The sequence below is a fragment of the Mesorhizobium sp. BR-1-1-10 genome (assembly GCF_020165595.1).
Lineage (GTDB): Bacteria > Pseudomonadota > Alphaproteobacteria > Rhizobiales > Rhizobiaceae > Mesorhizobium > Mesorhizobium australicum.
This window is the reverse complement of the sequence record NZ_JAIUIL010000003.1, coordinates 565,174-578,344: the sequence shown is the minus strand read 5'-3', so window position 1 is coordinate 578,344 and position 13,171 is coordinate 565,174. Positions and strand designations below refer to the sequence as shown.

Below are 13,171 nucleotides of genomic sequence, written 5' to 3'. Positions count from 1 at the left end.
CCCCCCCCCCCACCCCTCCGGGGAGCCAGCTGTTGGGGAGGTTTGCGGTTCCGGCCAAGGAATGTCCGCAGATCCCCCTTCAGCCTCTCCACCCTGCTCATCGTCGTGATTTGGTGCAACCCCTGAGCGGGTCTAAAGGGTCGTTATCCCGTGGTGATTTGGCCGGTTGCTGCTGCTCGGTTTCCCGTGAGCCTCTCAATTTGCCGGACAAGAAACTCCTCTCGGTCTATCGCCCCCATTTTGTTGGCCTTCAGCCCAGCGTCCAAAAGCTCCATTTTAGTTAGCGGCGCAGCTTTGCTCGGTTTCGGCTGAAGGGCCTGTAGGAACGAAAGCTGCTCCACGGTCAGGCAATCACAGTTCGCAACGTGGCCGGTATCCAGCGCCGTCCGTCCAGCGCGCGGTAAGCGGTGGTGACGGCGTCGGCTTTCTTCATGCTCTCGATTCGCTTGGCCTCGTCGTCCATGCCGACTTCGCGCACCATGCGGGCAAGTTCGGACTTCTTCATCCGGCTTATGAAGCCGTCTAGGCTGGGCGCCCACCAGTCGTGCATATCGAGGCCGAGAGCATCCACAAGTTCCTTGCTACCCTTCAGCTCGGCACGTTGGCTTACGTCAAAAGCGGTCAGCGCGGTGCATAGGACAGTCAGCTCCTGCACCGTCTCATCGGGCTGCTCCACCATCCACTTCCAAAGGTCGGCCTTCTCAGCGGGTAGCTTTTGCTTCCACCCGTCAATCACCGCCTTGAGCTCGGCATGGGCACGGCTTTCTTCGGGGCCTTCAACGTCCAGCTCGTGGTGCTTGGGGTCGATAGAGAGGCAACTGCTGAGTTGCCATGAGTAGCCGCCCATGAGGAGCTTGCCGACTAAGCAGTGAGCCAAGGAACGAAGCGCGATAGCGGGCTGATTGACCAGCTCCATACGGATGGCGGCGGTGCGGTGTTGGGTGAGCGTTGTGGTCATGGGGGCGGAGAATTCCGGCGCCGGGCCAGACGAAACTTCGTCCTCTGGCTGCTTGCCGCGCTTGCGCTCGACAAGCCCGCGTCGAATATTCAAGTCGCCACTCCAAGATAGAGAGACAATAGCGCCACTCCTGGCCTTTTCGTCGTCCGTAAACTCTACAGACGTGTCTTCAATTTCTTCGTCCTCATCCATCTCCTCCGCGTCGCCGTCTTCGTCCTCGTCAGGCTCCGGCCTCACGCTGTCGAAACTGCGATCGTAGTTAGTGTCTTCCCAGTACTCGACCCACGCCCAGCCTTCGGCCTCGACCAATGCGACAGCCTCTTCCACCTTCTCATCGTAGAGCCGCTTCAAAAGGTCGGCGTCCTGCATGTAGGCATCGTCGTCACGGGAGAAGAGGTCGCGGAACACGACCCCGCCAGCAGCTTCGTAGGCATCAAGTCCCACAAACTTTGCCATCTTCCCGCGACTGGCTTCCACCATGCCCTCGGTCAGCTCACGCTTGATGCGCCAAGCCTGCAAGTCGCCGTCCTCTGCCAGTTCGCGCCAGACCCGTTCTTGCTGCTTATGGTCTGTGCTGAGGGTGAACGCCATGATTTCCTCAAGGCTCAACTGGCCTTGTCGGTAGCTCTCGATGATGGCAGGCGAAACAGATGCCAGTTTCAGGCGGCGGGTCACAACGGCAGGTGTAATGCCAAAGCGGGCAGCGATATCCTCGTTAGATGTTCCTTTGTCGGCCAACGTCTTGAACGCCACAAATTGGTCGGCGGGGTGCATGGCAATGCGCAACTCATTCTCGGCGAGGCTGATTTCCTCAGCGTCCTCAAGGGCATTTAGGACAAGGCACGGCACGGGGTAGTCGGCTGGCACCTTGCCTTGCTCGACGAGCATAGTGAGGGCCGCAAGGCGGCGCCCACCTGCAATCACCTCATAGGTGTCGCCGTCGGCGCGGACGTTAAGGTTCTGGCGCAGGCCGTGAGCTTCGATTGATGCTGCAAGTGCGGCTAAACCCTCGTCGCGTCCCGTCTTGCGAACATTGGCGTTGGAAGGTTTTAGGAGCGAGAGGCTGATAAGTTGAAGTCCGCCCAGAACAGGGGCGATGGCTGGTTGTTTGGTTTTTCCCACATCTGTGCCTCCCCTTAAGCCACTGCCGCGCAGAAGCGCAGGTCAGCATTAACGGAAGCCAGCACTGCGTTGATGCGGGTTAACTCACCGACACAGCCAGCGTCGGGGCCATTCAAGCCCCCGACGTAAAGCTTGACCCAGCCGCTGCACCCATTCGCTAAACGGATAGCGGTGGCGCCCGTCAAATAGCCCTTGTCGCCCTCGACGCGGTGCCAGCTAGCCTTTCCTGAGCGCACCACATGGTCTGCGTCGTCGGTCATTTCGACATAGGTGGCTTGGTCGTTCGCCGCCGCATCATGGCGCTCGATAGCGTAGGCGACTGTTTCGCCATAAACAGGCAAATTGTGAATAGCGCGCTGGTGTCCGCCAGCGGTGTAGATGTGTTCGGTTGTCATGGTCATTACTTCTATTGGTTTATCATAGACTGACATAACCTTGAGTATATGCAAAGTAAAATAAGCATAAAAAGAATAAAAAGTAGGCATTAAGTCCGATAACTAAGCCAACCGCCATTTATTGAATCACCACGCTTAAAGGTATACGGTCGGCCACCCTTTCATAGGAGTCTACCCTGATGGCCAAGCTGCCCTTCTTTAAAAATTCGAACCTGCCCGACCTCACCAGCCTCTCACTGGATGAACTCACCCAACTGCACACCCATGTTGGCAAGCACCTGGTCGACCGGAAAGAAGCCCGCATTAAAGAGCTACAGGCGGAGCTTCAGTCGCTGGGCGCCACGCCTGACGGCCCAATCCTTGTCGGACGCGGTAAAACCGCTCGTACCCCTCGCGTGGGTAATGGGAAGAAGACGGAAGGCGAAACGGCTTTGAGCGCCGGAGGCATCGTCGGCAACGGCAAGACCCGCGCCAAGCCCGCAGTGAAATACAAGGACGACAAGGGGAATTCATGGACGGGCCGCGGGGCGACACCCAAATGGCTCGCCGCTTATGAGGCCGAAGGCAAGAAGCGGGACGACTTCCTCGTCTAATCGTGGAAGCCGTGCAACGCCACGGTGCACTCCGGATACATGATAATGAACCGGCCCATCTCGATAAGGGTCGTGTCCATGAAGGCCCGATTACTGACCTTGACCAGAACCCTGATGGTTTCCTGAAAGATATTCATGTTCCGCTGAACGGTGATGCCCTTGTTGGCGTCAATCGTGCAATCGTACTCGGCGGGCGCGGCTTTTCCGTGCAGGTAAAACTCGATGGTGGTCACTTGTGGAAACCATGGAACGCCACGGTCGACAGCGGAAAAAGGATTATGACCTTCATCATGCTATGGAGCGCGTCTTCCATAAAAGCCTTGCTCCGCAGGCTCACCAGCACCCTCACCACCTTTTTGTCGGCGAGGTTTCCACCACCTACTCTCTCGGCGTAACCGCTGCCGCCGGTCACCAGCACATCGTAATCCTTAATCACCGTCGCTGGGCCATCCCAGTAAAACTCGATAATCGTCACTTCCACACCTCCTCCGGGCTGAATCCCCCAGTTTAGCGGAGAGGCGAATCGGCGAGAATCGGGGATCTTGGGAGCCGCGGACACTTATTGTTTCGGTCAGGAATCTAGAGTCATCGTTGAAACAAAATCGCCCCCGCTCTGGGGGCAATCTTGGTGCACTCTGGTGGGACTTTTCCTGCGAAGGCAGCGGCAGTCCAGACGTTCACCCTGCTGGTGGCGGGGCCGATCCCGCTGGTTTCCAGACAGGCTCGCGAGGGTGAGGTGCGTTGACACGGGTTCACGATCTTGTTGTGCCCGCTCTCAGTGTCCCCGCGTCAGTAGGGGCACTCTTCGAAGAAGAAGATGGGCGTCCAGTTGGGGCGGCGCCGGAACACATCCTTGATGCATTCAAGCTGCCTGGGGCTCGGCCGGTCGCCCTGTAGGACGAATTGCCTTACTCCCTCGATGCCGCGCGGCTTCGGCATCACCGCCCGCGGGTAGCCGTAGCGGTCAAGGTAGTAGTCGAACACCTTGGGATGCTGGCCGCCCTCGCTGTAGAACTCCAGTATCATGGGAGCCTCCGTGGCCGGGGTGGTCGGGCTTGTTTTACGTGCGGCCCGTTCGCACGGCAGGTCACCGCCTATTCTTTCCTGCTGGCGGAGATGGATCACCTCCCTCCGGTTGATAGAAGGGCTTCCACCCTCGGCAATAATCGCATTCGACCTGGCACCGCTTGCACTCACTGGTGAAGTCGATGTGATCGGCGCGTGGATCGGGGACGTTGATAGGCTGCTCGTCAGTGGGCGGCGCCCGTTGTTTCAGCATCGCTGCATCCTTAAACGTGAGAGGTATTTACCTTCACAGGATGAGTCAGGGGCGCAGAACGGGCAAGAAAATTAACGAGGGTTATCGAGGTTTAACAAGTATACCAGAATTGTTCTTGCCAAGCGCTGCGACTTCAGCCCAGATTGTTTTTAAGGGGTGCGGACCCAAGCCCGCATCCCCGGCTTATTCTATTGACGCTTGGGAGCCAAAAACAAAGGAAAGTCTTGGGATGTGGAACGTCCTATTATTCTCAAAGCCCACGAAGTTCGTGGCATTTTAGAAAATCGTCAAACCCAGCTGCGGCGCGTTGTAAAACCTGCCGTCGTCGACAAGCACGAAAAGCCGTGCCCCGCCGACTATCCTCACAAACTGTGCAATCATACTTGGCCAGGTAAGCGCGTGGGGATGTTCTGTCCCGACTGCTACCAAGCACTCATCGCGGATTGCCCCCACGGCCAGCCCGGTGACCGCCTATGGGTGCGGGAGGCTTTTGGCTGGAAGCCGGAACTAGAAACCGACCCCTCTGGCGCTTTCAGCATGAACAAAGGCGACTGCCTTGTGTACCGCGAAGGCAGCAACCTGTCGAACTGGGAACTTTCGAAGGGCTGGTGTCCATCAATCCATATGCCCCGCTGGGCCAGCCGCATTCTGCTGGAAATCGTCAGTGTGCGGGTGGAGAGGTTGCAGGATATCTCTCAAGAGGATGCCGTAGCCGAAGGCGCAACAAGTAGGCCAAATTGTCAGGGCTTCCGCAACGCGTCTAGTGGCTGGTCGCTTGAGTGGCCTCAAGCCGATCCGGAGCGCCATGCGCTCGGCGATGCTCGCATGGCTTTCGCCAATCTGATGTGTCGCCTCGATGGTGGCAAAAGATGGAACCTGAAGCCCACCTGTATCTGGACCGACAACCCGTGGGTTTGGGTGGTTGAGTTCAAGCGGGTGGAGGCATAGCCATGTCAACACTCTGTTTTCTGCCTACCCAGCTCGTTAAAGAGGCGTTCATCGGACGAGGCATCTACCGGCTCTATCGCGACGGTCGGATCGTCTATGTCGGCCAAGCCAAATGCATCTCGGCCCGTATCCATGTGCATTGGACTGAGCGTCAGAAGGACTTTGACGGGTTCGATTACCTGTTGATGCCTGACGCCTCGGCAGCGGCACTGGATGAGACGGAAGCCTCCGAAATCTTTCGCCTGAAGCCCGAGTACAATCGTACTTTGCCCCGCACAGGTAGGCATCTGCGGCTGACGCAAATCGCTCACCAGATGAAGGTGCGGCCGATGAAACTTCAACGCTTCATCACGGCCAACGCAATCGAGTGCTTTCTCGGTCTTTACGACACCGCGATGTTCGAGGGGGTGAGCCGTGAATCACTCGTTTAACATCGATGTCGCCGGGGAGATTGGCGTCGAAGCCGCCATTATCTTCGAAAACATCCTCTACTGGGTCGTCAAGAATACCGCCAATCAGGAGAATGTCCGTGAAGGCGTGGCATGGGTTTATAATAGCCGCGCCGCGTGGTCTGAACTCTTCCCCTATCTCGGTGAAAAGCAGATTAGGAATGCGTTGGAGAGACTGCTCGGTGCCAACTTGATTGCACGCGACAATTTCAGCTTCGGCAGCATGAACCGCACCTATTGGTACACTTTGGCCGAAAGGGCCAAACCGTATTGGCCAAAAGGGCCAAACCTAGGTTCTGGCCAAAAGGGCCAAACCAAAACTGTTATAGACAACCCTATAAACGAAACTCCCTCTGTATCCCCCAAACCAACGAAAGCCTCTACCCGTGCAAGCTCTAAAATCCGCCTTGGCCAATTCCTTGAACCAAGCGCAGGCATACCGCCCGCCGAATGGGGAGAGTGGGCAAACCAGCAACTCGGCTGGGACACTGCCCGGATCTCCGCAGAGTGGGACGACTTCTCCGATTACTGGACCAGCGGCAACGCCGTCGGCGGTGGCCTCAAGGCCGACTGGCCCGCAACCTGGCGCTCTCACTGTCGTCGCAATGCCAAGCACAGCGGACGAAGCGGCGGCGCTGGCGGAGCGGCTGGTGGGGGACTTACTGCCGCCCTCGGTGCAGTCGTGGCTCACCGACATGGAACACGCCCAACTGACGGCGGCGAGCACGGGGCTGCGGCTGCCGGCGCCACCGGCACTGACGCCGGAGTTGCGCGCGACAGTAATGGCCGCCGTGTCATCCCTTACTGACGTGCTGGCGCCTGCCCATACCGAGGGCGCCGAACTGGAGAAGGTCGTCTCGATGCTGTTTGCCGCGTTCAACCTCTACACCGGCGACCAGGCCAAGCTGCGGGCGCAACTGCTGGTTTGGACGGAGGAGCTGGAGGAATTCCCGCTCTACGCCATCCGTAAGGCTTACCGCTGGGCAATCCGCGGCGAAGGCAAGATCCCTTCGCTGGCCTCGTTCATTCGCGATGTGAAGGTGGCGATCGGGACGAACGTGCTCGCCAGAAGACGGTTGTTGCAAAATTGGCTTCAATTCTCGGACGACTAGTTGCCGCCACAGTCATTCTTGCACTCGTCGCCAACCTCTATGCAGTTGTCGATGCACTCCGAGTCATCCCCACAGGAGCGTGCACAGCTGGCTTGCCTAGTTACGCACCGCGAATAGCAAAAGGAAACCACTTTTATGACGGGAAGATTGGTAGCAGCACATGAACTTTGTTCGTGGCAACTCGAAGCTGGATGAAAGACGACATTGGTGACATCGCTTGCACTGGCTCCAGAACTAAACGCAAGCGCACACACACCCATCACCAAAAATCTTATTTTCATTATTTCCCCCTTGTTTCTGCCACCCGCTAACCGGAAGCAGTGGCCAAGTTATGCATGAAAAAAGGCACAAAACAACCTGGCCTTGACTCACATGGAACGGAACGTGAACATATTCCCGCCCATTTTAGGAGGTTCTAATGCCTGCCCGACACAAAGGCATCAACACCGACGGCTACCTCGACCGCTTTTGGCCGCACCATGCCGTCATTCCGTGGGAGAACTGCTGCGAGAAGAATTATGACCCCGCCCATAGCCGGGCGCATGAGATGAACTGTGCCAGTCGGCACGCCTTCATCCGACGGGGCGACAAGGAATATCTGGCCTTCCGGTTTAAGGAGCCCTTTCAGGCGGAGAGGATGGCGCAGGAGTTTGGAGGCGAGACCTACTATGCGCTCGATCGCGGCAAGGGGAGCGGCTGGGAGAAGTGGCGCAAGAAAAGGGTTTTCAATCCGGTGCCTTAGTCCATATTGGCGGCGGGCTTTGCGAGGGGTGTCATGGAATCGGTTGGGATATCCAAAGGGCAGAGAATATTCAAAACGGTGCTGATGGGGTCTGCGCTGGTTAGCATCCCTCTACTTGGCCTCGCTCTGAACCTCGGTCTGGATACGCCGTACTTGAAGGGCATCATCTACCTCACGTTCGCAGCCGGTTACCTCACGTTTATCGTGTTTGGCATCGTCCTGTATTGGATGAGGGAAAACCAGCGCTGGCTTTACGGTCTGGTCGAGATAGCTGCAGCCCTCGCGCTGGTTTTCATCACCCTGTTCTTCCTGGGTGTGGGCGGCCCGAAGCCGGATGTCGGAACCAACATCTACACTATCCCCTTTGTCACCCACCTCCTCCAGATGCTCGCAGCGATCTACTTCCTCGTGCGTGGGCTCGACAACCTCGGCCAGGGACTACGGAAGTTTCCGGTCTGGAACCGTCGCTGGCGATGGCTGAGCCTAAAACCCGTTGACGATGTGACCAAGCTGAAGTCTGATGGGCAGTAAGAGATTGCCGCATAAGTCGAGTTTACCCTACCCTACAAGACGCCACCGTGCCCTCGGCCAAGGGTGACACGCTGGGGCGTGCATTATCCCAAAACATACACCGCCTGGAAGAAACAGGCTGAGACTGACATTAGGAAGCTGGTCACCGGTCAATACGCGGGCCGTGTGAGCGTCTCAATTGAATGCGTCGAGGCACCGCCCGTCAGCGATAGCAAAAAGCGCCGTGCCGCCCGGCTGGAAGGCGGATGGCCACGCGGTGATGTGGACAACCTCGCCAAGGCGATCCTCGATGCGATGACGGCTGCCGGCGTCTGGCTGGATGATAGTCAGGTGGTCGAGCTGGTTTGCCGGAAGGGTTATGGCGAGGCGGATTCCGTCAAGGTTGCTGTGACGGTGGCGTAGCCCGCGCGAACCCCGATAATGCAAGCGCGGTTCGCCTGCGGTCCATCGCCCGCCGCAAGGCTAAGAGATTCTGACAGACGCGGGTTTTCGCGCTCGTAGACAAACCCGCTCCATCTTTCCCAGAGACTACATAATTTCCGGTCAAGCCCCGCGGATAGTCCAATAGGTCCGGGTTCATTTCGCAGACCAGTTGGATTTCCGCTTTCAGCTGCCGGTGCTTCTCGGCGGCAAACGCTCGTTCCACGTCGGTGAGTGGCTTCAGCCCTCTAACAATGTCCATTTGGGGGGATCTTCTTCTTGGGGATTTAGGTTTAGGCGTCAGCGGCCTGAGGTTTCGGCGCGGCCGGCAGATTGGCATCCAACTGCTTCAGTGCCAGGCGGATAATGTCGATCGAGCTGACCATTCCCGTCTTGTCGTGGAGGCGGGTCATAACTTCCCTAAGGTCAGGGTGTCGGAACATCTCCAGAACGACGCGCTTCTTGTCCACGTCGTAGCCGACTGTCTTGGTTCTCATAATTTAGACTTTCGTTGATTATGAAACGCTTGGGAGAAAGCCTCCTTTGCGCGTTTCGCGTTGTCCTTCGCTGCGGCGTAAGCGATGCCGAGCGGGGAATTCTTGTGGGCTTCTATGAGGGCTTCGCCGGCTTCCCTGCGCGCATTCTCTGCGGCAATCCAGGCATCCCTCAGGAGCTGGGTTTCTTTATCGAGCTGGGGCGAGGTCATGCCGCTCTCTTCCCGTGCATCGCATAGTCGTATTCATCGGTTGCAGGGAGCTTTACCTCCAGGTCTGCTGCAAGGCTCTCGATGGCAGCCATGAAGCGCCCCATGCCGTCCACGTCGAGCGTCGTGCTGCTTTTCGGGATGATGCACGCCTGTCCGGCGACAATCTTCCGTTCCACGCCCAGCACGCGGACTTTCATTTCCTCGTGCAGATCTTCGGGCTCACAGCCCATGTGGTCGGCTATGACCGCGTACCACATCCACATCGTCCGGTTTTGGGCGAGACTGCGATTGCGCTTGTAAGGCTTTATCTCGACCGAATAGCGTGGAGAGGCAGGCAAGCGGGAGACAGCAGTTGCCGCCTCCGCCCGCTTATCCTTGGTATCGATGATGAAGAACATCTAGGTTGCCCTAAAATGGGATCTCATCATCGAACGGCGCGTCTGCGACCGGTGCTGGCGCCATGACCGGCGCGGGTTGAAGTGCTGGTGCAGGCGCTGCATTCGTAGTCGGCGTGCCCTTTACGCGAAGGGCCTCGGTGACTTTCCCTTGGAAGGTGACCGGCTCAGTGCCCAGCAGGAAGGATTTGCCAATCCACTGGTTCAGGTCTTCGCCGTAGTAGAAGGCAAGGAGGGTGGCGTTGGTGCGGTTGCAGACCATACCTTTTTCCTTACCAAGGAAGTGGAGGATTAGCTTTTGCTCATCGCCCAGCTTTTCCATGGCGTATTTGCTAATGGTCACGGTCACGGTACGGCCCTGCAAGTCAGCAGATTTAAGGTAGTTGGACGGGAAAGCGTCATTGAGTTTCATTGTAGTTCATTTCGTTCGTTTTGGTTTAGGTGCCGCTTGCGCAGCGTTTCCGGCACTATGCCGAAACTTTGGAATTAGTTGAGGCTTAGGCCGCGACGCTCAAGCATCCCGGTGTCGGCTTCGATGTTGTAGCCACGCTTGCGCACGGCCTCGACCAGCGCCGCCGGGCTACGCTCAGTCGCCAGAATGTCGATCATGTCGACAAGCTCGCCGACCTTCTCATTCCAGCGCTTTTCCTCCGAACGCGCCTTCGCGGTTCGCATAATGTCTGCCAGTGACGGCATGGCTGGTGTTGGTTGACTTCTCATAATACCCCTCCTTTGTTTATTGGGTAATAATATAGTGGGGCAATATATTAAAGGTGGCAAGACTATTGTGTTATAATATTTTCACAATAGGGTATTTACATTTGTTAAAACTCGGCTCAGCATCCTTTTACCAACCAATAAAAGGAATACTGAAATGACTTATACCCCTATCTACCACCCCGAGACGCGGACTGACCGCATTGTGGATTGGTGCGAGCGCAACCTTCTCATCGTGTCGGCAGGCTTCGCCTTCGGTGCGCTGTACGCCGGCATGTCCGTGTTCTGTTAATCCAAGAGAAAGCGAGGACGTGAAATTTGACATTAAGCACCGTTTTTCCGGTGAAGTGATTTTTACAGCAGAGATTAATTGTGCGGACGACGCCAGCTATTCGTTGAAGCTTGGCCTGGCAGTGCGCGCGGCGGTATCCGCGCAAGCGAACCTGTCGGAGGCGAACCTGTCGTGGGCGAACCTGTCGGAGGCGAACCTGTCGTGGGCGAACCTGTCGGAGGCGAACCTGTCGGAGGCGAACCTGCGCGCCATCAAGCACGATATTTGGGGCGTTCTGCTGAACGCGATCCCGGAAGTCCCGGCCCTGCGCCAAGCTCTGATTGACGGAAAGGTGAACGGCTCGACATATTCGGGGCAATGCGCCTGCCTGTGCGGCACCATCGCCAATGTGCGCGGCTGTTCCTACAACGATCTGGACGGCATCGAGGCCAACTCCGGTTCTGCTGCTGAGCGGTTCTTCCTTGCCATACGCACCGGCGACACACCGGAGAAAAACCAACCGGCAAAGCTGGTGGTCGGGTGGATTGATGAGTTCATGGGCCTTATTGCGAAGGCGCGGTCATGAACCTCCGCCAGCTCCTCGCCCTCCCCGGCCACATGCTTGGCAAGCGCCCTCTCCCGCCCACCGAATCCCAGATGGGCGTGCAGGCTCGCGTTATCGCCCACCTGGAGAAGTACGGTGTCATCGACGCATTGACGGCACAGCGGATGGGTACCACCGACCCGCGGAAGATGTTCACGCGGCTCCGGCGCCAAGGGTATCTCTACCGCGCCGACAATCCCCGCGGGCATTTCAACGTGCCGAACCATTCGGGACGCGGGGATCACCGGGTACACTACTGGACGGGCAAACGTCCGGGCGAACGCCGGGCAGTGAAGCGTGGAGGCGTGAAATGACCGAAATAGCGCTTCTCGACGTTCTCAACGCCAACTGCGGTGATGTTCTCAAGGCACACATCCTCAACGAAAAATTCGGGATGGCCGTCAACTTGATATCCGTCCGCGCTCCGGCCGGTGAAGCCGAGAAGGCGTTCGCCGTGAGCCGGGCAAATCTGGTCGAGGCCGAACCGAAGGCTGCGACCGCCGATTCGGCAATGGCCGCGTTCAAGAAGGCCGCTGCTATCCCGGTTCAAGCTGCGAAGCCGGTACCGGTCGAGACATTGCCCAAGATGCCTGCAACCTTCCGATTCGAAGATGCAGCGCCGGAAGTCGAGGCAGCTGAGGCAGCCTGAGCAGTTGCCGTTGTGGCGCCCTTGGTCACTCTGGCCGGTGAAACGAAGCATGCTGTCGAGGATGGCCTGAACGAAGGCGAACACCTGATAGACGGACGAATTTTCGTCAGCGCAGAGCTGGCGGCGACGTTGCGTGGTAGCTCGACTGTGGCTGCAGTGCAGCAGACTGCGTGGCTCAAGAAGTGGGAAAAGGAGCGCGACCCCGCCGACCGGCGTAGGCCGCTCTACCTCAGGGACGACGTTCTGGGCTCACCTATCCGCCGTAAGGCAGCCTAATCAACGGAAGAAACCAATGTGGATACGATTTATGATGAGAGCGGCGTGGCTGACGGGCAGTGCGCACGCACCCATAACTGGGTAGACATTACGGCGGCTAATGAGCATCCGTATACCAAACTCATGTGCACTCGGTGCGGTGCTAGCAAGTCGGTGTCGCCACCTGCTCGCCCAAAACTGGTGGACGAAGCTATTGAGTTCATCGAACTGGAAAGCCAATACCGGCTCTCTAAGCCGCTAGCAGCCTACATCACCCAACTGGAAACCGCAGCCAACATCTCGCTCAACGCCGAAGAGATGGCAAAGCTGGAAGAACGGATGGCAGAGCCGGTGCGGATTAAGCCGGAACTGGTGAAGCTGTTTAGCGATACGGAAACCCCAAAGGCGAGTGAAGCCAGCGCTGTGCCTGTGCGCGTCCTTGGTGGCGCCCTCACGGTCGTAAGCAAGGCCGAGTTTGAGAGTTTCCTTGCGAACTACCCTTTTCCGCTGACCACTGGTTTTTGCACCATGACGGGGGCATTGCAGTACTTTGACGCCAACATTGGTTTAGGGCGGTGCAAGGGAATATGGCCAGATGCAGTGGTCGCTCAATACAAGGAGCCGCAGTATCCGGATGAGGTGGATGAATACGCGATTAGAGCCGCGCCCGTGAAGGCGTAGGGGGATTCACTCTCGCCCAAGACCGTGTAGACTCGGCCTCTTTGGAGGCCCCAGTGACCAGAGACGAAGCCCGAGCAGCCTTCCTTCGCCAGATTGCCGGGATGCCGGAGGAGCTGGCGGAAACTGGCCGCAAACTCCTGCTGGTGTGCGATGAAATCGAGGATGACGCTCATTTCGTGAACGACACCACTACCGTCCGAGCCGCGCTCCAGTTCTGCGAGTATTTGGCCACAGGTGTCTATCCGAAGACGGACACGGTGCAGTGAGAGACCGAAATTGGCCAAAAAACTGTGTGTTCATCGCGATGGCTAGGGCCTTTTCAGTTTCGTACTCAACCACCCGTC

24 protein-coding genes and 1 pseudogene are annotated in these 13,171 nt (G+C 57.6%); 15 read left to right on the top strand and 10 right to left on the bottom strand.

The window, feature by feature from the left end; translation table 11 throughout:
* Positions 1 to 343: 343 nt before the first annotated feature.
* Positions 344 to 2,080 carry a ParB/RepB/Spo0J family partition protein gene (locus LB555_RS08795; RefSeq protein ID WP_224682688.1) on the bottom strand — a complete coding sequence of 579 codons (1,737 nt, stop codon included), beginning with the start codon at positions 2,078 to 2,080 and terminating at the stop codon, positions 344 to 346.
* Between the two features lie 14 nt (positions 2,081 to 2,094).
* Positions 2,095 to 2,475 (bottom strand): hypothetical protein, encoded by a 381-nt coding sequence (locus LB555_RS08790; RefSeq protein WP_224682687.1) that lies wholly within the window; start codon positions 2,473 to 2,475, stop codon positions 2,095 to 2,097.
* 179 nt (positions 2,476 to 2,654) lie between these two features.
* On the opposite strand from LB555_RS08790, the gene LB555_RS08785 reads away from it, so the two are divergent.
* Complete coding sequence (locus LB555_RS08785; RefSeq protein WP_224682686.1) at positions 2,655 to 3,068, top strand: H-NS family nucleoid-associated regulatory protein; 414 nt, start codon at positions 2,655 to 2,657, stop codon at positions 3,066 to 3,068.
* On the opposite strand, the gene LB555_RS08780 is transcribed toward LB555_RS08785, so the two are convergent.
* The 3 genes from LB555_RS08780 to LB555_RS08770 all read right to left on the bottom strand — a co-directional run bounded on the left by LB555_RS08780 (position 3,065) and on the right by LB555_RS08770 (position 4,094).
* Positions 3,065 to 3,301 (bottom strand): hypothetical protein, encoded by a 237-nt coding sequence (locus tag LB555_RS08780; RefSeq protein ID WP_224682685.1) that lies wholly within the window; start codon positions 3,299 to 3,301, stop codon positions 3,065 to 3,067. The genes LB555_RS08785 and LB555_RS08780 overlap by 4 nt on opposite strands.
* Positions 3,298 to 3,543, bottom strand: a complete 246-nt coding sequence (locus tag LB555_RS08775; RefSeq protein WP_224682684.1) for a hypothetical protein — start codon at positions 3,541 to 3,543, stop codon at positions 3,298 to 3,300. The genes LB555_RS08780 and LB555_RS08775 overlap by 4 nt, the downstream gene beginning before the upstream one ends.
* A 314-nt stretch (positions 3,544 to 3,857) precedes the next feature.
* Positions 3,858 to 4,094, bottom strand: coding sequence for a hypothetical protein (locus LB555_RS08770; RefSeq protein ID WP_224682683.1), 237 nt, complete (start codon positions 4,092 to 4,094; stop codon positions 3,858 to 3,860).
* A 484-nt stretch (positions 4,095 to 4,578) separates the two neighbouring features.
* Between LB555_RS08770 and LB555_RS08765 the strand changes: the two genes are divergently transcribed.
* The 7 genes and pseudogenes from LB555_RS08765 to LB555_RS08735 form a co-directional block, all read left to right on the top strand.
* Entirely contained in the window at positions 4,579 to 5,295 is a 717-nt protein-coding gene (locus LB555_RS08765) for a hypothetical protein (RefSeq protein ID WP_224682682.1), read from the top strand.
* Positions 5,296 to 5,297: 2 nt separating this feature from the next.
* Entirely contained in the window at positions 5,298 to 5,726 is a 429-nt protein-coding gene (locus LB555_RS08760; RefSeq protein ID WP_224682681.1) for a hypothetical protein, read from the top strand.
* Positions 5,710 to 6,552, top strand: a complete 843-nt coding sequence (locus tag LB555_RS08755) for a hypothetical protein (protein WP_224682680.1) — start codon at positions 5,710 to 5,712, stop codon at positions 6,550 to 6,552. Before LB555_RS08760 ends, LB555_RS08755 begins: the two co-directional genes overlap by 17 nt.
* Positions 6,527 to 6,856 (top strand): hypothetical protein, encoded by a 330-nt coding sequence (locus tag LB555_RS08750; RefSeq protein ID WP_224682679.1) that lies wholly within the window; start codon positions 6,527 to 6,529, stop codon positions 6,854 to 6,856. The genes LB555_RS08755 and LB555_RS08750 overlap by 26 nt, the downstream gene beginning before the upstream one ends.
* Positions 6,857 to 7,274: 418 nt before the next feature.
* A complete protein-coding gene (locus LB555_RS08745) occupies positions 7,275 to 7,598 on the top strand; it encodes a hypothetical protein (RefSeq protein ID WP_224682678.1) in 324 nt (107 codons plus the stop codon).
* A 153-nt stretch (positions 7,599 to 7,751) separates the two neighbouring features.
* Positions 7,752 to 8,129 carry a hypothetical protein gene (locus tag LB555_RS08740; RefSeq protein WP_224682677.1) on the top strand — a complete coding sequence of 126 codons (378 nt, stop codon included), beginning with the start codon at positions 7,752 to 7,754 and terminating at the stop codon, positions 8,127 to 8,129.
* A gap of 54 nt (positions 8,130 to 8,183) precedes the next feature.
* Positions 8,184 to 8,531 (top strand): annotated as a pseudogene (locus LB555_RS08735) (RusA family crossover junction endodeoxyribonuclease); the annotation flags it as partial.
* 311 nt (positions 8,532 to 8,842) lie between these two features.
* On the opposite strand, the gene LB555_RS08730 reads toward LB555_RS08735, so the two are convergent.
* From LB555_RS08730 to LB555_RS08710, 5 genes are all read right to left on the bottom strand, one after another.
* A complete protein-coding gene (locus LB555_RS08730) occupies positions 8,843 to 9,046 on the bottom strand; it encodes a hypothetical protein (RefSeq protein ID WP_224682675.1) in 204 nt (67 codons plus the stop codon).
* Positions 9,043 to 9,255: a hypothetical protein gene (locus LB555_RS08725; RefSeq protein ID WP_224682674.1), complete on the bottom strand. Its 213-nt coding sequence runs from the start codon at positions 9,253 to 9,255 to the stop codon at positions 9,043 to 9,045. Before LB555_RS08725 ends, LB555_RS08730 begins: the two co-directional genes overlap by 4 nt.
* Positions 9,252 to 9,653 carry a recombination protein NinB gene (locus LB555_RS08720; protein ID WP_224682673.1) on the bottom strand — a complete coding sequence of 134 codons (402 nt, stop codon included), beginning with the start codon at positions 9,651 to 9,653 and terminating at the stop codon, positions 9,252 to 9,254. The genes LB555_RS08725 and LB555_RS08720 overlap by 4 nt, the downstream gene beginning before the upstream one ends.
* A 10-nt stretch (positions 9,654 to 9,663) precedes the next feature.
* On the bottom strand, positions 9,664 to 10,062 hold the full coding sequence (locus LB555_RS08715; protein ID WP_224682672.1) for a hypothetical protein: 399 nt from the start codon (positions 10,060 to 10,062) through the stop codon (positions 9,664 to 9,666).
* A gap of 74 nt (positions 10,063 to 10,136) precedes the next feature.
* On the bottom strand, positions 10,137 to 10,370 hold the full coding sequence (locus LB555_RS08710; RefSeq protein ID WP_224682671.1) for a hypothetical protein: 234 nt from the start codon (positions 10,368 to 10,370) through the stop codon (positions 10,137 to 10,139).
* 154 nt (positions 10,371 to 10,524) lie between these two features.
* On the opposite strand from LB555_RS08710, the gene LB555_RS29280 reads away from it, so the two are divergent.
* The 7 genes from LB555_RS29280 to LB555_RS08680 are packed head-to-tail and all read left to right on the top strand — an operon-like array spanning position 10,525 to position 13,093.
* Positions 10,525 to 10,659, top strand: a complete 135-nt coding sequence (locus LB555_RS29280) for a hypothetical protein (protein WP_263488965.1) — start codon at positions 10,525 to 10,527, stop codon at positions 10,657 to 10,659.
* Positions 10,660 to 10,678: 19 nt separating this feature from the next.
* A complete protein-coding gene (locus tag LB555_RS08705; protein WP_224682670.1) occupies positions 10,679 to 11,224 on the top strand; it encodes a pentapeptide repeat-containing protein in 546 nt (181 codons plus the stop codon).
* Positions 11,221 to 11,556, top strand: a complete 336-nt coding sequence (locus LB555_RS08700; RefSeq protein ID WP_224682669.1) for a hypothetical protein — start codon at positions 11,221 to 11,223, stop codon at positions 11,554 to 11,556. Before LB555_RS08705 ends, LB555_RS08700 begins: the two co-directional genes overlap by 4 nt.
* On the top strand, positions 11,553 to 11,891 hold the full coding sequence (locus LB555_RS08695; RefSeq protein WP_224682668.1) for a hypothetical protein: 339 nt from the start codon (positions 11,553 to 11,555) through the stop codon (positions 11,889 to 11,891). Before LB555_RS08700 ends, LB555_RS08695 begins: the two co-directional genes overlap by 4 nt.
* Before the next feature lie 21 nt (positions 11,892 to 11,912).
* Entirely contained in the window at positions 11,913 to 12,167 is a 255-nt protein-coding gene (locus LB555_RS08690) for a hypothetical protein (protein WP_224682667.1), read from the top strand.
* Between the two features lie 18 nt (positions 12,168 to 12,185).
* Entirely contained in the window at positions 12,186 to 12,827 is a 642-nt protein-coding gene (locus LB555_RS08685; RefSeq protein ID WP_224682666.1) for a hypothetical protein, read from the top strand.
* Between the two features lie 53 nt (positions 12,828 to 12,880).
* Positions 12,881 to 13,093 (top strand): hypothetical protein, encoded by a 213-nt coding sequence (locus LB555_RS08680; protein ID WP_224682665.1) that lies wholly within the window; start codon positions 12,881 to 12,883, stop codon positions 13,091 to 13,093.
* Positions 13,094 to 13,171 lie beyond the last annotated feature (78 nt).